The following is a 17,121-nucleotide window of genomic DNA, read 5'->3' as shown; positions in this document are numbered from 1 at the left end:
AAGATGACAGGATTTATGGTGCCGGACATCAGATTTGTAATCAGGCTCCCGGGCAGAGGGCATCATCCTCTTGCCCGGGGCCTGGGCTGGCGTTACGCCGCAAACAGGCCGGTCACGATGCCCACAGCGGCAAGCACCAACAGCATAATCATGGCTTTCACCGGCGAAACCCCCCGTTTTGCCATCAGATACCAGGTGCCGAGCACCACGGCAAGCGGCAACAGCTGCGGGAATATACCGTCCAGCATCTGCTGAACGTGAATATTAACGCCCTCTTTAGTGATAAACGCCAGGCCGGTACTGAGCTTAACGTAACTTGCCGTAACGCCGCCCATAACAAAAACGCCCAGCAGCGACAACGCTTCGCGCAAGCGGGTTGATTTGCTGCTTACCAGCATTTCCACCGAGCCTGAGCCCATTTTGTAACCTTTAAGAAACAGATACCATGAGCCGGGAATAATGATCCCCAGCCATGCAACACTATAAAACAGCGGCCCAAGAATATTGCCGCCTGCCGCCAGCGCCATACCGATACTCAGCAGGATGGGGATTAACATCCCCGGGATCATTGAATCACCGATTCCGGCAATCGGCCCCATCAGGCCGACTTTCAGCGCATTAATCGTCTCGCCGTCGATCGGTTCACCGTTCGCCTTTTTCTCTTCCAGCCCCAGCACCATGCCGTTAACAATGGCGCCAATCTGCGGCTCGGTATTATAGAACGAAGCGTGACGGCGCAGCATTTCGGCGCGTTGCGCCGCCTCCGGGTAGAGCTTTTTGGCTACCGGCAGCATGCTCAGGCAAAAACCGAAGGAGGCCAGGCGTTCATAGCTCATTGATGACAGGTTATGCATCATCCACGCTCGCCAGCAGCGGCGCAGATCTTTACGGGTCAGAGTATATTTGGTCATCAGAATTCATCCTCATCATCAATAACTGATTTCTCGCCCGAAGTTTGTTGCGGTTCCGGCTTGTAGTTGTAATGAATTATCGCCAGCAGCGAGCCCATTATCACCAGCGCGACCATGTTGAGTTTTAAAAAGACGATGAAGATGAAACCTACGAGAAAGTAGACCAACATGGCATAGTTTTTGATAATTTGCTTGAGCAGTATGGCGATCCCTACGGCTGGCAGAATGCCGCCCAGAACGTTCATCGTCGACAGAACCATTTTTGGTAGGCTGTCCATAAAGCCGCTGATGTACTGCGCGCCGAAATAGACCGCGATAAAAGCAGGCACGAAACGCAAAAGGAAGTTGGTCACCTGAGGCCAGATGGCGCTGTTCAGGTAAATGCCTCGCTCGTCTCCCTGTTCCAGAGCCACGTCAGCCCGGTGGTTCCAGAAGGAGTTGAGAACCATCATCGCATTGAACAGAATGGTTCCGGCGATACCGATAGTGGCCGCCAAAGCAACCGCCACCTCCGGCCCCTTTCCTGACAGAATCCCTAAGGCGATTGCCGGGTAGGCGACAAAGTTCAGATCGGCAGGCATTGAGCCGCCGGGTGTCACCATCGCAATGTATACTGCCTGAACGGCAACGCCAATGATGATCCCGGTTTTCAGATCGCCGAGAATAATCCCGACCAGCATCCCTGAAACCAGCGGTCGGGTAATCAGATACCAGCCGCCGGTAAGCCCTAAAAGCCAGGGGCTACTGAGGGCGCCCAGATAGCAAAGAATGCCAATCAACGTAGCTTCGATAATCATCGTTTGCCCCTTATTTTATTTCAGCTTCTGGCGTGCGTCCTGCCAGCTGTAATAGCTGGCATCCGGTACCAGCCGGAATTCAACCTGATGTCCACGCTGCGTCAGCCAGTCAAAGGCGGCGATTTCATCCGCGTTGACCGACTGATTTGGACCAATAGTGGTAGTCCCGGCTCGTGCGCTCATCGGGCCAACGTTGATTTTTCCGTTTGCGTTTTTCAAACTGATGCCTGCTTCTTCAATGCGTTGCAGCGTGACGGGCGATTTACCAATAACGAAATAGCGCTTCTCACTGGCGATCACTTTGGGCAATTTTTCGATGGCCGTCGCGGTATCGAACAGCCAGACTTTGGTGTCCTGGACGGCGCCTTTCATCACCGATGAGAGCAACGGGTCGGCCGCGACGGCGTCGTCAATGGCGACAATGCCGTCACAGGGCAGCTCTTTGGCCCATCGTGTTACAAGCTGTCCATGAATAACGCGGTCATCGATACGGACAAAAGAAAGACTCATAGTGGTTTCCTTTAAAAATCATCTGACTGATTAGAAAATACCGGGGCAGCTATGATCAAAGTTGGGACCGTCAGCTCTAACAGGTGTACGGCAGCGGCGTGTACGTCCGTTAATTGAGCGATCTCTTCACTTTGCAGCAGCATGGGAAAATTGACCCCCGCCACGACGGCTACAGGCGGAGTTGTCAGTTCTGAAAACGCATGTTGGCAGGCGATGTTCCACGGGGTACCGCTTTGCATATCACACAGAACCAGCACGCCGTCGGCGTTTTGCCCCGCATGGACCAGCTCGCGAGCGAAATCCCGCTTAAAACCTTCGATGCCCCTTTGTTCGCTAAGCGTGACGACGGAGACATGGGGTAACTCTCCGTAAACCATTCGACTGCTGGCGAGCATGGCTTCGGCCAACGGACCGTGGGTGGCGACAATAACGTTAATCATGAGCCGATCCTCTTAGCCAGGCTTTAAGGGGAGTAGGTCGACGCCCAATGCTTTTATCTGAAGGCGAAATGCGGTATTTCCCCTCTGCGGCAGGAATAATAACTGTCCCGGCATAGTGGACGACGAACGGCTCGAACTTACTGTAGGTAATGTACATTTCAGCCTCCTCATTGGTTATAAATAGATTAATCGATTAACCCGGTTGCTGACACTGTGGTTAACGCGATTAACCTGTCATTATCAGCAAATAAAGCGCAAATGTGTGCGCGATCGTGAAGGCTTTCACATGGTATAAGGTAATTTTTGATTATTCGATTAACCCAGAAAGGAAACGGGAGATATCATGACGACAGTGACGCTGGCGCAGGTCGCACAGCAGGCAGGGGTCTCCGCAGCTACCGTTTCAATGGTGCTGCGTAATCGAGGACGTATTTCGCAGGCAACGCGCGAACGTGTGCTGAAAGCGTTGGATGACTCCGGCTATGTTTACAATCAGACGGCCGCTAATTTGCGCAACCGCAGCAGCAACCAGGTAGGATTGCTGCTGCATGACATCACCAACCCGTTTTACGGTGAGATGACAGCTGGTCTGAGCCACGAGATGGAGCGGCATGATTTACTGCTGTTTCTGGCGAACAGCGAAGAGTCGGGCGAGCGGCAACAAAACTTTGTAGATTCGCTGATGCGTAACAGCGCCTGCGGCATGGTGTTATGTGCCGCCCGTGATACGCCGCCGTCTTTCTTTGAGGCGCTGAAAAGGCGTAATATTCCGGCGATTATGGTGGTACGTCCGCTTAACGATCCCGATTTTGATTTCGTCGGCACCGACAACTTTCTCGGTACGCAAATGGCAACGTCACATCTCCTGAACATGGGGCATAAAAATATTGCCTTTATCGGCGGCAGCCCGAATTCAGGTAGCCGGTCGCAGCGTATCGGTGGCTTTACCAGCACATTACTGGAAAAGGGCATTTCGCCAAATTCAGACTGGATTGTTAGCACCCAGGCGAGCCAGCTTGATGGGGCCAAAGTGGCCGAATCTCTGCTGACTCGTTATCCGGAAATTACCGCCGCGGTTTGTTACCAGGATATTGTCGCGCTGGGCGTGATGCAGGCGCTACGTAAAATAGGGCGTGAACCGGGCCGCGATTTTGCCCTGGTGGGCTTTGACGATATTACCGAAGCGGCGCTGGTGCAGCCCGCACTCACGACCGTTTCGGTGGCTGCCAAAGAAATTGGCCGTATGGCGGGTGAACTGCTGTACAGCCGTATTCGGGGTAATGAGGAGCCGCCAAAAAGGATTATTCTGCCGCCGGCATTAGTCATCCTCGAATCCTGTGGCTATTCGGCCACTCCGGCTACAGGCTCGGCGAAACAGCAGAAAGCAGTAATGTAGCCGCAATCACGGTAGATGCGCCGCCAATGCGGGTAGCGATTTGGGCGAAGGGCATAAGTGCCATGCGATTGGATGCAGATAAGATTGCCACATCGCCTGTACCGCCGAGACCGCTGTGGCAACTGGTCACAATTGCCGCTTCCACCGGATACATATTCAGGTATGAGGCAATAAAATAGCCGCTCAGTGACATGGCGAATACCACTGCTCCGCAAACCACTACGTAACCCACTGAAAAAACAGCGACCACGTTTTCCAGCGGAACATAAAGCATACCAAGGCCAATCATCAGCGGCCATACCAACGCTGTGGAAACAAACTGATAGCAGCTATAGGCTCCCTTTTCCATTGATGACGGGATCACTTGCGAGTATTTGCATAATACCGCAATGAGGATCATCAGAACCGGGCCAGGAATATGCACCAGCTTTTCAAGTAAACCGCCAGCGATAAAAAAAGCGCATATCATTAATAACCCACCGCCCATCAACTGAAAATCTGTCTGTTGAGGTGAATTGGGTGTGTGGGTAAAAATTCGATTATCGGCATCGCTGCGGATCAGCATGCCATTCCCCGTCAGTGACGGACAGCGCTGACCGATACGTGCAAGCACTCCGGCACAGACAATGGCGAAAATATTCCCCACAACCGCTGCCGGAGCCAGTTGGGCAACATACACATCCGGTGTTTGGCCCAGAATTGCCGAATAAGCCAGGGAAAGCGGTAGTATGCCTTCGCCGATACCGCCGCCGATAATGGGTACAATAATAAAGAAAAATGTGTGGTAAGGCGTGTAGCCACATAACATGCCCACCAGCAGTCCACTGATGATGGCTGCAACGGTACCGGCCACAAGCGGCACAAACATACGAGTCATTCCCTGAATCAGTATTATCCGGTTCATGCCAAGAATACTGCCCACGACAAGACAGGCGATCACGAAATAAAGGAGGTTTGCCTCTTTCATCAGGAGATGAACGGTATCCAGCGTATGCTTTTCAAACAGGTCAAAGTAGACAAGCATAGAGGGGATGATCAGGCACAATATCGCTGGTCCGCCGATATCTTTCAACAAAGGAAGAACGCGGCCTACCTTGGAAAATGCGAAACCCAGCGTCATTATCACTGCAAGACCGCCGATCATATTTTTGGGTAATACCCCCGCATAGGCTGAGCACCCTACAATTAGGGTAATGCTTACAAAAAGCAGTAGCGGCACAGCGCCAACCTCACTATTTTGCATCAGCGATTTGTATCTTTGCATATTGGAGATTTCGACAGAGGGATTTAACGGGTTGTCTTTCTTCATTATTTTCACCTGATATTTTTGTTAGAAAAGTGTGGGGTACAACATCAGCGTTAGCCGTATACGGGTAGATAAGGTACAAAATTAAAAAAATTCAGGATGGTTTATTAAATAAAGCACTAAAGCATGACGAATGTAAATGCACGGAATAGGATTGTTTCCTGAATTGTGAACCACCCAGTGATTCGCATTTAAAAAACTTAATTCTGTTATTTGTAAGTAAAGTAAGCATTGTGGAAAGTTGTTGTAATTATCTATTTAAAATAACGGGTTATGCATGCTGGAGAACATAGTTAAGTAAATAAATCTGTTTTGAAACTAATTTAAATATATGAGTGTGATCTCAGTCACTTACAGGCGCAAGGAGGGGGAAGTAAATTTTTAAATAGTAAAGCCTAACCAAAAAAACAGGAATGCTCATGCCTTTGTTACTCTTACAATCACTATTTCCGCTGGTTTTTATTATGCTATTGGGATGGTCAAGCGGAAAGTTAAGATATACACGTCGTGAAGATGCTACCGTATTAGCGACAGTTGTCATCCGCTTTGCTCTGCCATTTCATCTTTTCATTAGTGCGCTGAATACCAATCCGGATAAAATAAAAAATATCTCTTTTATGACGGTGCTCATCATTGGTCTGATGGGATCGTATTTTCTGGCATTAATTTTTTCACGTTATGTCTTTCGCCACGATATTAAAACATGCGCAATACAATCCTTAGTCTGCGCCTTTCCTGATATGGCCTATTTTGGTGCCCCGGTACTGGCAGTGTTGATCGGTCCCGAGGGATTTTTAGGTGTTCTGGTGGGAAATCTGATCACCAGTGTGGTCATGATTCCATTAACTATCATCCTTATCCGGATGGGCGACAGAAACAGCCAGGTTGGAGATATTCATCCAGCCAGGTTGATCCTGGAAAATCTTTTTCTGGCTGTGCGTAACCCCATTGTCTGGATACCGATAACCGGCGTATTGCTTAGCCTGGCGGGGGTTACGATTCCGCATATTCTTATCACGCCTATTGAAATGGTCGGAAAAATTGCCGGCGGCCTGTCACTGTTTGCTCTTGGGCTTTTGTTTTACGGCGAACGTCCGTCATTTAATCTCCAGACATTCACCAACGTCAGCATAAAAAATCTGATCCAACCCGCTATTATGGCGGCCGCCGGGCTCTATTTTGGTCTGAGTCATACCCTGATGCAACAGGTCGTCATCATTGGCGCAACGCCTTCAGCCATTGCCGCGGGTATGTTTGCTTTACGCAGCGAAACTTATATTGAATCTGCATCATCTTCCATTCTTATTGGCACGGCGATCGGCATTGTCACCGAGGGCATAATGATCTATCTGATTTCATAATCCTTTTATGTATTAACAAAATAAAGTCGAAACGATGTTATTATCATTCAGTCAGGAGCAACAACAATGTTAAGCCAAGAAATGTTATATACACCTTATAATGGTGCTGTGTTACTGGAAAACCCATTACTTAATAAAGGACTGGCTTTTACTGAAGAAGAACGTCATGCATTTAATCTGAATGGTCTGTTACCTGAGCGTGTTGAAAATATTGAAGAACAAACCGAGAGAGCATGGAAACAGTTTTGTCATTTCAAAAAAGACATCTCCCGCCATATCTATTTGCGTAACATACAGGATACCAATGAGACTCTTTTTTATAATCTTCTGAGAAAAAATATTCAGCAAACCCTGCCCATTATTTATACGCCGACAGTGGGTGAAGCATGTGAACATTTTTCTGAAATTTATCGTCGCGCACGGGGGTTATTTATCTCATGGCCTAATCGCCATCGCATTGATGAAATGCTGCAAAGCTTCACCAGAAACGATATCCGGGTAATTGTTGTAACGGATGGCGAGCGTATTCTCGGGCTTGGCGATCAAGGTATAGGTGGGATGGGGATACCTATTGGTAAACTCTCCCTGTACACGGCCTGTGGGGGTATTCATCCGGCATCAACTTTACCCATAATGCTGGATGTTGGCACCAATAACACGCACCACATGGAAGATCCGTTATATATGGGCTGGCGTCACCCGCGGATAAGCAATGATGAGTATCTGGAATTTATGGACATGTTTATTAACGCGGTGAAAAACCGCTGGCCAAATGTTCTTCTGCAATTCGAAGATTTCGCTCAGAAGAATGCGACGATGCTGCTGACCCGCTATCGTGAGCAGTTATGCTGTTTTAACGACGATATTCAGGGAACTGCCGCTGTCACAGCCGGTACGCTGTTAGCGGCATCTCAGGCTGCGGGCATGCGTTTAAGTGAGCAGAAATTAGTCTTCTTTGGCAGTGGTTCGGCGGGATGTGGTATTGCCAGTAAAATAATGGAACTGATGATTGCTGAAGGACTGAGTGCTGAGCAGGCCCGACATAACATATTTATGATAGATCGCTTTGGTCTGTTAACGGACGATATGCCTAATTTACTGGATTTCCAAAAAAATCTGGCTACTTCGGTAGAAAGTATTGCTGACTGGAACGTTGAGTCGAGCAATATTTCACTGCTCGAAGTGGTGCGTAACGCTCATCCGAGTGTGCTGATTGGCGTATCCGGACAGCCCGGATTGTTTAATGAAGAAGTTATCAAAGAGATGCACCTTCACTGCCCGCGTCCGGTTATCATGCCACTTTCCAACCCGACATCACGCGCAGAAGCTCAACCCAGGGATTTGATCGAATGGACGCAGGGGGCTGCGCTGATTGCCACCGGGAGTCCATTCGACCCTGTATTCTGGCAGGGGAAAAACTATGAGATTGCTCAGTGCAATAATGCCTATATTTTCCCAGGGCTTGGATTAGGCGTCCTTGCTGGTAAAGCCAGTCGGGTCACCGAAGTGATGCTGATTGCAGCCAGTCAAACGCTTGCGGCGTATTCACCCCTGGCGAAAACCGGGAAGGGGGGATTGTTGCCACCGGTGGAGATGATTGAAACTGTTTCAAGAGCCATTGCTGTTGCAGTAGCCCGCACTGCTCAGCATGAAGGTGTTGCTCCGGCAATGAGTGATGAGGCTCTGTCAGACAGTATTAATAACACCTGGTGGACAGCTGATTATAAAAAATACAGGCACTCATCCCTCTGAGCGGTGGCGGAACAGGTCAGTCATTTTCGCTGAATTTACAGGTCATTATTTCGACCCGCATGGCGGGAACATCAAATAACCTTGTTTAACATCCTGGTTTGCTCTGCTAACCGTTCAGGTCAGGATGTTCTGTCATCATTCATCCTATAAATCATTTGAATGGGGGCCGCTAAACGCTTCATCAGTGAGGCGTTTGCGCTCTGCATTCATGCGCTCAACTACCTGTAATATAAGTGGATCACCCACAAGAGAGGGGGCTGTGGGTGACGGGCTCATGATAATCCTTTCCGTTGGTCAGAATTAAGTGAGCCAGAGTACGAAAGGCACTGAGCTGGTCCTCAAGGAGCTGACGACGATCGTTGCGCCCCACGAAAATTTTGAACATAGCGTTGCCTGCCTCGTTAAAAAACAGGACAGAAGCGGTGTCCATACCCATAAACTTACGCTCAACCAGCGCGATATGGGCACAGTTTTTCGCTTTGATATGCCCTGAAATACCGTTTTTCCCACGCAGATTAAAATAACCGTGGCGATGGAACCCTGATGGCAGCTCACCGCTAAATTCAAGGATTAGATCGTCGCTATGCACCAGTAAGGTGACATTTCCCCACGCCATAACGTTATCCCACACGGCATTAAAGCGGTCCCCGCTCGTTAGCGCGTGGGACGGCAAGTGCCTTACCACCTCCAGCACGCTAGTGTTGTAGTCGCCTGCAATGGATTCCAGCGTGCTCTCGGGCTGGGTTTTTAGAAATTCTTGTAATGCAATATGATTCATTAACAATTCCTTACGGGGATTCCTGTTCCGCTGGTCGGGGTATTCAGTGCCTGGATTAGTTCCTGTAGTGACAGCAGGATATTGCTCGCCCAGAATCGCCCTTCATCGGTCAGGCGCAGGCAAGTGGAAGCATCTTTGGTCAGACCGGCCCGATGCCACTGGTCCAGAAGTGGGGTCAGCTCTCTGGCGCGTGATGTCAATTCTTCTAGCGGTACGCGGGCGGTTTCGATACCCGACTGGAGTATATGTCGCCACTGGAAAGCGCTTTCCTGAGTTTGCATCATCATCATTAGCGGTTTTTCCCCAGAGTTGACCGCCGTATACCAGCTCGCGAGGTTACGCTCGCCGATCCAGGCGTTGCCCCAAATCTCTTGCTGCTGATGGTTGGTATTGCGTCTGAATATAACAGGTCCGGGAAGGGGACAGTCCCCGTCGCATCTGCTGTTTCGGATTACGGTAACCTCGACGCTATCTGGAGTATCCTGCCAGAATATTGGGGGGAAGCGCCTTACCCTACGTTGACCGGGATCGGTGTGACGTGGCTTTACAGATTTAAGTTTAAGATTAAGGTGATCGCCTGGCTGCCCTGAGCGTTACGGATCTTTCCGCCAGTCGAAAATTTAACAGGTCAGCCCGCGCTGCCTGTAGAGGCAACAGAGAGATTTCTGACGTGCTAAATGCCGGATCGGGATGGTTTGCCAGACTGGTCTGGATTTACTGATGAGACAGAGGAAAATTTATGAAAGCAGCGGTTTATGACGTGCAAGGCGCTCCCGGCGTCCTGAAATATGTCGATATCCCAGATCCGATCACCGGGCCTGACGACATCCTGATTTCTGTTGAGGCTATCTCGATTGAAGGGGGAGATCTGATCAACCGCCGTTCAACTCCGCCGCCTTTTCCTTCATGGATTGTCGGCTACGCGGCCGCGGGCACAGTTGTTGCCGTCGGATCGAAAGTCCGTAGCCGTACGATTGGGGACAGAGTCACGGCTTTTAACCTGCAGGGATCACATGCGGAACGTTGGGCTGTGCCCGCAGAACGAACCTGGCTTATACCCGGTGGGGTGGATACGACAGAAGCGGCGGTGTTACCGATTTCTTTCGGAACCGCGCATCATTGCCTTTTCACACGAGGTATGCTCCGGCACGGAGAAACAGTCCTTATTCAGGCAGCAGCTGGTGGCGTAGGGCTCGCGGCCGTTCAGCTTGCCTCACAAGCAGGCGCGACGGTCATCGCCGTGGCAAGCGGAACGCAGCGAAGAAGCCGGTTGCTTGAACTTGGTGCCGATCATGTCGTGGATCGTGCGGAGAATAACGTCGTGGACAATGTTCGACAGTATACCCATGGCGCCGGTGTTGACCTCGTCATCGATCCGGTGGGGACGACGTTGCCTGCTTCGCTTTCTGCACTCGCTCCGGAAGGACGTCTCGTCTTCGTCGGTAATGCGGGCGGTGGCAGCCTGACTGTCGACTTGTGGCCGCCAATGCAGTCTAACCAGACACTCATGGGGGTATTCATGGGACCCCTTTTTGAAAGGCCCGGAGTTCGGGCAAGTGTGGACGACATGTTGCAGGCTGTAGCAGCTGGGCGCATTAAGGTTGTCATTGACCGCATCTTCCCCCTGGCCAATGCTGCCGCGGCCCACGAATTCGCCGAGACAACGAAACCGCTTGGCCGCATCGTTATGAAGCCATAGCCTGCGTATGCCGTCACGTTGCTGTGGGGCGTAAGCCAGAGAAACATCGGGATAAGCCTCTAAGCCGAGGTGGGATTCTTTCTTGCCCGATGCGGAGGGGGAAATGAAAATGCATCAGGAAGTCTTTCAGACTAACTTTTTGAATCTACATCGTATAAATATTCGTGAAGATGCATGAAAACATAAATTTGGTTCATCTGACTGGGATCGCCTTAGCCAGTAACTGGCTAATAAAAAAGCTAAATCAGAATGCATTCGCTATCAAGACCGCCAGAATGCCCACCTTTTTTAATGAAATATTTTTTTGCTATCCTGACGCTTATCCTGCAAGGTGAAAATATGGGCTCTGTGACAGAAAAAATCGGCATCGCACGGGAAAATACTTTCTTTTAAAAAGAAAATCAAAATGATGATTTTTTAATGTATATCAATAAACTTCAAATGGTGATTAATTCATATAGGAAGGGAAGGAAATAATTATCCTCTCTGTCACGGAAAAGGAGTTCGCTGAATGGCTATACCTGTTTATTTATGGTTAAAGGACGATGGCGGAAACCCCGTCAAAGGATCTGTAGACGCACATCAACGTGAGGGAAGCATAGAGATCACCGCGTTGGCCCACTTCGTATCTACAGATTATAAATACCATGCATCACCAAAAGGTAGTCCTCCATTACCTGCGTTCCCGGATGCTAAACCAGCTAAGAAAAAGACGCCAATTAAGGGGGCGGTTCATTATGTTCAAGATGGAAAGATTCTAAAGGACTTATTTATGAATGGGATTCATAGCACGGTACGATTGAAATGTATGACCGTTCATGGCGCAACCATTTAGGAGAGTTTGCCCCAGAAACAGGTGAACAAACTAAACCAGCGGATCCGACCAGAAAGGTAGAAAAATGACTATTATTTATACTGTTGAAGCCTTCGAGCGAGTAGACGAACTACTCGTTTTCGAAATTGATATACCGAAAGAAAAATTCCCAGAAATAGCCAGAGTTATGGCCTGGACGGATGAGGAATATAACGATTTTATTGCCGGTATGGGGGGGGGCTTACCAGTCTGCAGATTAATGCAATGGAGAAAATCCTAAAGTTCAGAACTCTTATTTTATTAATCCTGATTTCATATTTAATGGTGATCGTCTGTCATTTGTTAAATCATATATTTTAAAAAAATAACCCTCGATAAAAGAATTAAAGTAGAATGATGGCTTCACGAAGATTACAAAGTATTTGCTATTTGGATTGCAAGTGATTGCCTTCGCGAGACTAACGTCTGTCTAAATCCTCAGTTTTCTTCACTAAAATGGTCAACACGCGCCAGCAGGCTGTATTTCTCGTTCGGGTCGTAAAGATATGTCTGGCATTTACTGTTCTGCTGTTGTTCCTGCAACAGTCGCAAGCCCTGCCAGAGGAAGCGGGTCTCGGTAATACGGGAGAAAACTTCGAGCCCTTATCCATGATACGAAAAAATTTTTAATATGCAGTTCATATGTTTTTTGGGGTACGTTTGTTTTTCTTTTTTTTATTTAACTTTTTTAATTCCGTCAACGTAATATTCAGATGTGGAATGCGAGAATGAGTATGTATGACCGTTAATCACAAAGCCACAACCAATGATGTTTTTTTCAATGACAAAACAATCACCGAAGTATTTTTTGCTCTTTAAGCCATATCTTTCTACTAATGTATCAGCAGGTAGTTTTTCTAAAGTAAAAATTAAATCATTAAGGCCAAAAATGGAGGTTTTATTTTTCATGGCCATTTTTAATCTTGTTTTTGACAAATTCAAAAAGAAATCAGCTCTACTTACCTCAGGATTGTTAGGTATTTCTTCAATGTCAGGTGAAGATAATAGATTGTGCAGCGTCTTCATCCACACCTTCTCATCATTTTCATTTAATAACTTTATTAAATAATTAATTGAATCTACTTTGTTTCTCATAGAGTTGTTACCTTGGCACCTGTACGTGTTCCCATTTGAAGCATTTCAATTTCATTCCATTGATTAATATGACTCCATCCCCACGACCATCCAGCCCCATCAGGAGGCGCACCAGTAGGTACTTCAAGTAGAACACCACCTGACCCTTCCTTCATGGCGTGTTGCAAAGCCATATCCTTGTTTGGTGTCCAGGAAACATATTGACTTTCCCCTGTCATTCCGCCCTCAGCATGTTGCTCCGGAGTAAGGTCCGCGTCAGGTTTAGCAGGTTTAACAATACCCTTTTTAGCATTCTCAATTTCTGGATGTTTTGCACTTACACCACGGTAAAGTTTTTGTTCCCCGCTACAACTTGATAGTCCTAGCGGGTCTATCCACATTAAAGGGTTTGGAGCATATTGATAAAGATTCCAGCCACCTGCAAGCCCAATCGGATCCTGAACGGTAAAACGTCCGACCTGCGGGTCGTAATACCTGAAAAGATTATAGTGCAGACCCGTTTCACTGTCAGCGTACTGCCCGGCATAGCGCAGCGGTTGATGAGCGAGGGCAGTTTGTTGCGTGAATCTGTGGAAGCCTTCTGTCTGACGGATAACCTCACCAAAGCTCCCGTAATGTCCGCTCCACCGGAGCTGTCCCTGTTCATCAGTGATATCCAGTGGTGCACCGTTCAGATCGGTACTGAACCAGAGAATCTCTCCGCTATTTTCGTCACACAAGTGGTCAACACGCGCCAGCGGGCTGTATGTTTCGTTCGGGTCGTAAATATATGTCCGACACTGTCCGTTCTGCTGCTGTTCCTGCAACAGTCGTAAGCCCTGCCAGAGGAAGCGGGTCTCCGTGGTGCCGTGTTGCGTGGTAACCGTTTTACAGGTGCGTCTCCCCAGCACGTCATAGTGGTAGCGTGCCGTAAACCGGCCTTCCGGGCCGGTGCCTTCTGCTTTGATCAGTCGGTTTTCTGCGTCGTACTGGTAGTACTGCTGATACAGGCCGCTTCGGCGACTGACGAGGTTACCCCACCAGTCGTATTTCATAAACAGATTTTGCCAGTGCGTCAGGCGATTCTCCGTCAGTGGCAGGGCAGGCAGGCCATCATCCGGCAGGAGGTTATCCGCAGCGTCGTAGCGGAATGTCCTGGTGCTGTGACCCGGACGGGCTTCGTAATGTTTGAGAAGACGACCTTCTTCATCATAGCCATAAATTGTGTTGCCACGCAGTGTGTCACTGACGTCTGACAGTTCTCCCCGCCCGGTGTAGTTAAAGGCGCGTTCGAAGATTGCCTGTTCCGGCAGGTCTGGCGTTAATCCGCCGATACTGCGTTGCAGGGTACGCCTGCCCAGACTGTCATACTGGCGGGTCTGTTCACGGGTTCCCTGAGTGCGGGACACCTCCCGGTGAAGGCGGTCGCGGGTAAATTCAGAGATGACTTGCTGACCGAACCGGATGGCACTGACGTGGTCGGAACCGTAGTGCAGCCAGCTTATCTGCTGCCCGCCGGGCAGGGTCAGCGCAGTGAGGTTGTCCAGGGCGTCATAGTCGTAATGCAGTTCACCATTACTGCCCCGCTCACTGAGCGGTTTTCCTCCCGCATCAAAGGTAAACTGAATTTCATCCGCTTCCATTCCCAGCGCCACACCTTCGGCGGTTGGCGTGCGTGTCAGGCCGGTAAGCTGCCCGCTGTTGTTATGCTGGTAATGGTACTGAGCATCGCGGGTAGTGCGTATGGTCAGTAGGCCGCTGCTGTCATAGCTGAACTGCTGAGCGCGTCGCGGGATGCCGCCATCATCGTCCGGTCTACCATTTTCCATCAGCGTGGTGAGCAGTCCACGTTCATTCCATTCCATCTGCCGGTATGTATCGTCCGGGCGGACTTCGCTCAAAGGATGGCCGGTCGGGTCATACGTAAACCGGTACTCACCGCCGTTGCCGTTTTCCAGACGCAGCAGATTGCCTCGTGCATCATAGTGCCAGCGGCGCATGATGCCGTTGCGGCCGGTCTGACTGAGCGGTTGCCCCAGGCGGTTATACGTCCAGAGCACGTCGCTTTCCAGCGGGTCACGCCAGGCGGTGAGCTGTCCGTGTTCGTTCCACCGCAGCGTTTCCTGACTGCCATCGGCACGAATAACGGCTGTGAGCTGGCCTGCATCGTTCCATTCGCGGCGTGTGATGTTGCCTTCTGCGTCCTCACTGCTCAGGAGCTGACCGAAGCGGTCATACGTAAAGCGGGCCACGCTGCCGGAGCAGTCGGTACGTTGTGTCAGCAGTCCCTGGCGGTTCCACACCAGCAGGACGTCTCCGCTGTTTGCGTCGGTAATACGTTCGGGTAACGTTTCTTCTTTATCAGGATAGTGGTACGTGGTGATGTGACTCAGCGCATCGGTTTCCGACAGCAGGCGACCGTTCAGGTCATACGTCGCCTGTGTGGCGGTCAAATCCGGATATACCGTGCGGGCGATGCGGTCAGTGTTTCTGAACCAGTAGTACTCTGTGGTGCGGCCTGCCGGGTCAGTCTCTGACGTGAGGCGGCCATAACGGTCCCACTGACTGCGCCGCATTGCTCCGTCAGGCAGGATAATGTCGCACAACTCGCCATCACGACAGACGAAGACGGTCTGGCGACCGTCATAATCTGTGAAACGTGCAACATTGTCATCGTCGTCAACCAGCCAGTGTGCCTGTACGCCATCCTCGCGGGTGGCGCGTCGGGTGCCGTTTTCAAAATCGTAATCAATATTAAGCTGCTCACCTGCGCCGTTGCGGTATGCCACTACTCGGGGCAGTCCGTCAAGGCTCTGCCAGAGATACTCGTTCAACAGACCGTTGCTGTCCTCATGGCTGCGCAGTAAATCCGTGCCGTCGCCGTCGTCATACCAGCCAAAGCGGCGGCGTACCTGACCGCCGCATCCGATGACGCTAATCAGCCTGGCCTTGTCATCGTAGTTGTAGCTGACCAGACAAATCTCATCGTCCAGCCAGGCTCCGGCAAGGCGAACCTGTCCGCTGACGGTTACGTAGCGGCAGACCACGCTTTGCCCGGCGCTGTCGGTGAGCGCATGCAGCCTGTCGTCGTCGTTCCAGTCAAAGAGAATATCGTTACCACAGGGTTCGGTGAGTCGCAGCGGCAGGGAAGGGGAATTGCCCCGCAGGGATGAGTAATGCCAGCGCTCGCCGCTGATGTCATACACTGACCATGTATCGTCCTGATGGTGTTCCAGCCAGCGTTTTTCGGTTTCGCAGAAGGTACGCTTCCCTTTCGGCACGAGAGGGAATGACACGTAATCGCCGGACGGTGCACGCCATACCAGCCCGTCCTGATACCGTTCAAGACGGGTTTCCCAGAAAAGTGACCAGCCACGGCCCAGCACGCTGTCGCCGGGATTGCCACTGCGCCAGTAACGCTGCCAGCGTACAGGCAGGCGGGAGGGTAATATAAAGTCCAGCTCGTCATCACCGGAGAGAAACTTCTGCCCACTGACGATATCGACCGGGCGCGCGACTATGCCCACGGCGGCGGCACCGGTCATCAGCACGCCAGCGCGGCAGGCGATACGGGCCAGCTTATTAATACCGGGAATTTTACTGAATAGCTTCGCCAACGCCCCGGCCTTAGCGGCTCCACCTGCTCCGCCGAGCAATCCTGCAAATAATAGCGTCAGGTCAGACGCTTTATAGAGCCATTCTGGCACTTCTGACTGTATCGGCAGTGTCTGTTCCGGCTCACCGCCAATGCGCACGTTGCCTGAACCGGTCATAACCTTTCCGCCACAGGTGGTCTGGTCACCGATGCGGGCAGCAGGCAGGCCGTTAATATAGACACGTGAGGAGCCTTCGGCCATCTGCTGGGAGCCACCGTCCTTAGTGCATTCCACCATGCTGTTAGTGGCAATGGCGGCAGGTCTGCCATTAATGAACACGTTATGCGAGCCGGTGGCGATTACGCCTTCCTTCTCCATACTGGCGGCCCCGGCATCCGCAATGCTGTCCCTGGCCTTCGTTGCCAGTTCGCCCGTAAAATACCCCACCGCCAGGCTGGCCCCGACCAGCAGCACGCCAATACCCAGACAGGACGCCCCGATACCTGCCACCATAAGCGCACCTGCGGCGATACCACCCGCTGCAGCAATCAGTCCACCGACAAGCGTTCCGGCAATCATCCCTGCCAGCGCATGAGAATGGCCGATATCATCGCCCATGCGTGCCGCTTCAAACATAACAACGTTCCT

15 protein-coding genes and 3 pseudogenes are annotated in these 17,121 nt (G+C 50.6%); 8 read left to right on the top strand and 10 right to left on the bottom strand.

What is annotated here, in order from left to right; translation table 11 throughout:
- Positions 1–92: 92 nt before the first annotated feature.
- From NG99_RS12715 to NG99_RS29245, 5 genes are read right to left on the bottom strand one after another with little or no spacing between them, the layout of a single operon-like run.
- Positions 93–911, bottom strand: a complete 819-nt coding sequence (locus NG99_RS12715) for a PTS system mannose/fructose/sorbose family transporter subunit IID (protein WP_034893146.1) — start codon at positions 909–911, stop codon at positions 93–95.
- Positions 911–1,708 (bottom strand): PTS mannose/fructose/sorbose/N-acetylgalactosamine transporter subunit IIC, encoded by a 798-nt coding sequence (locus NG99_RS12710; protein WP_034893143.1) that lies wholly within the window; start codon positions 1,706–1,708, stop codon positions 911–913. Before NG99_RS12710 ends, NG99_RS12715 begins: the two co-directional genes overlap by 1 nt.
- 15 nt (positions 1,709–1,723) lie before the next feature.
- Positions 1,724–2,218: a PTS system mannose/fructose/N-acetylgalactosamine-transporter subunit IIB gene (locus NG99_RS12705; RefSeq protein WP_034893140.1), complete on the bottom strand. Its 495-nt coding sequence runs from the start codon at positions 2,216–2,218 to the stop codon at positions 1,724–1,726.
- Between the two features lie 11 nt (positions 2,219–2,229).
- Positions 2,230–2,658: a PTS sugar transporter subunit IIA gene (locus tag NG99_RS12700; protein WP_034893137.1), complete on the bottom strand. Its 429-nt coding sequence runs from the start codon at positions 2,656–2,658 to the stop codon at positions 2,230–2,232.
- Positions 2,651–2,815, bottom strand: coding sequence for a hypothetical protein (locus NG99_RS29245; RefSeq protein WP_157032625.1), 165 nt, complete (start codon positions 2,813–2,815; stop codon positions 2,651–2,653). The genes NG99_RS12700 and NG99_RS29245 overlap by 8 nt, the downstream gene beginning before the upstream one ends.
- A gap of 186 nt (positions 2,816–3,001) precedes the next feature.
- Here NG99_RS29245 and NG99_RS12695 point away from each other — a divergent pair, with 186 nt between their 5' ends.
- Entirely contained in the window at positions 3,002–4,054 is a 1,053-nt protein-coding gene (locus NG99_RS12695) for a LacI family DNA-binding transcriptional regulator (protein WP_052130686.1), read from the top strand.
- Here the strand turns inward: NG99_RS12695 and NG99_RS12690 are convergent.
- Positions 4,017–5,318 carry a 2-hydroxycarboxylate transporter family protein gene (locus NG99_RS12690; RefSeq protein ID WP_232298294.1) on the bottom strand — a complete coding sequence of 434 codons (1,302 nt, stop codon included), beginning with the start codon at positions 5,316–5,318 and terminating at the stop codon, positions 4,017–4,019. The two genes, NG99_RS12695 and NG99_RS12690, sit on opposite strands and share 38 nt — an antisense overlap.
- Before the next feature lie 461 nt (positions 5,319–5,779).
- Here NG99_RS12690 and NG99_RS12685 point away from each other — a divergent pair, with 461 nt between their 5' ends.
- Together NG99_RS12685 and NG99_RS12680 are read left to right on the top strand one after the other, a co-directional pair.
- Complete coding sequence (locus tag NG99_RS12685; protein WP_034893130.1) at positions 5,780–6,721, top strand: AEC family transporter; 942 nt, start codon at positions 5,780–5,782, stop codon at positions 6,719–6,721.
- A 66-nt stretch (positions 6,722–6,787) separates the two neighbouring features.
- Complete coding sequence (locus NG99_RS12680; RefSeq protein WP_034893127.1) at positions 6,788–8,473, top strand: NAD-dependent malic enzyme; 1,686 nt, start codon at positions 6,788–6,790, stop codon at positions 8,471–8,473.
- Positions 8,474–8,711: 238 nt separating this feature from the next.
- Here NG99_RS12680 and hutX read toward each other — a convergent pair whose 3' ends face one another.
- Complete coding sequence (hutX, locus tag NG99_RS12675; protein ID WP_084110515.1) at positions 8,712–9,251, bottom strand: heme utilization cystosolic carrier protein HutX; 540 nt, start codon at positions 9,249–9,251, stop codon at positions 8,712–8,714.
- Positions 9,251–9,613: pseudogene (locus NG99_RS12670) on the bottom strand (heme anaerobic degradation radical SAM methyltransferase ChuW/HutW); the annotation flags it as partial. The pseudogene NG99_RS12670 and the gene hutX, both read right to left, overlap by 1 nt.
- 87 nt (positions 9,614–9,700) lie before the next feature.
- Between NG99_RS12670 and NG99_RS29240 the strand changes: the two are divergent.
- From NG99_RS29240 to NG99_RS12650, 5 genes and pseudogenes are all read left to right on the top strand, one after another.
- A pseudogene (locus NG99_RS29240) lies at positions 9,701–9,841 on the top strand (RidA family protein); the annotation flags it as partial.
- A gap of 149 nt (positions 9,842–9,990) precedes the next feature.
- Positions 9,991–10,950 carry a quinone oxidoreductase family protein gene (locus tag NG99_RS12660; protein ID WP_034893121.1) on the top strand — a complete coding sequence of 320 codons (960 nt, stop codon included), beginning with the start codon at positions 9,991–9,993 and terminating at the stop codon, positions 10,948–10,950.
- A gap of 511 nt (positions 10,951–11,461) precedes the next feature.
- Positions 11,462–11,587, top strand: a pseudogene (locus tag NG99_RS29965) (type VI secretion system tube protein Hcp); the annotation flags it as partial.
- Positions 11,588–11,754: 167 nt separating this feature from the next.
- The gene (locus tag NG99_RS29960; RefSeq protein ID WP_456297740.1) at positions 11,755–11,853 is read left to right on the top strand and encodes a colicin E3/pyocin S6 family cytotoxin; all 99 of its coding nucleotides are present in this window, start codon (positions 11,755–11,757) and stop codon (positions 11,851–11,853) included.
- A complete protein-coding gene (locus NG99_RS12650) occupies positions 11,850–12,044 on the top strand; it encodes a DUF7683 domain-containing protein (RefSeq protein ID WP_034893118.1) in 195 nt (64 codons plus the stop codon). The genes NG99_RS29960 and NG99_RS12650 overlap by 4 nt, the downstream gene beginning before the upstream one ends.
- Positions 12,045–12,478: 434 nt before the next feature.
- Here NG99_RS12650 and NG99_RS12645 read toward each other — a convergent pair whose 3' ends face one another.
- Together NG99_RS12645 and NG99_RS12640 are read right to left on the bottom strand one after the other, a co-directional pair.
- On the bottom strand, positions 12,479–12,898 hold the full coding sequence (locus NG99_RS12645; RefSeq protein ID WP_034893115.1) for a hypothetical protein: 420 nt from the start codon (positions 12,896–12,898) through the stop codon (positions 12,479–12,481).
- Complete coding sequence (locus tag NG99_RS12640; protein ID WP_084110514.1) at positions 12,895–17,109, bottom strand: RHS repeat-associated core domain-containing protein; 4,215 nt, start codon at positions 17,107–17,109, stop codon at positions 12,895–12,897. Before NG99_RS12640 ends, NG99_RS12645 begins: the two co-directional genes overlap by 4 nt.
- Positions 17,110–17,121: the final 12 nt, after the last annotated feature.

The sequence above is a fragment of the Erwinia typographi genome (assembly GCF_000773975.1).
In the GTDB taxonomy this organism is placed as follows: Bacteria; Pseudomonadota; Gammaproteobacteria; order Enterobacterales; family Enterobacteriaceae; genus Erwinia; species Erwinia typographi.
Note: the sequence above shows the minus strand (reverse complement) of the source record. Positions and strands in the feature narration are given on the sequence as shown.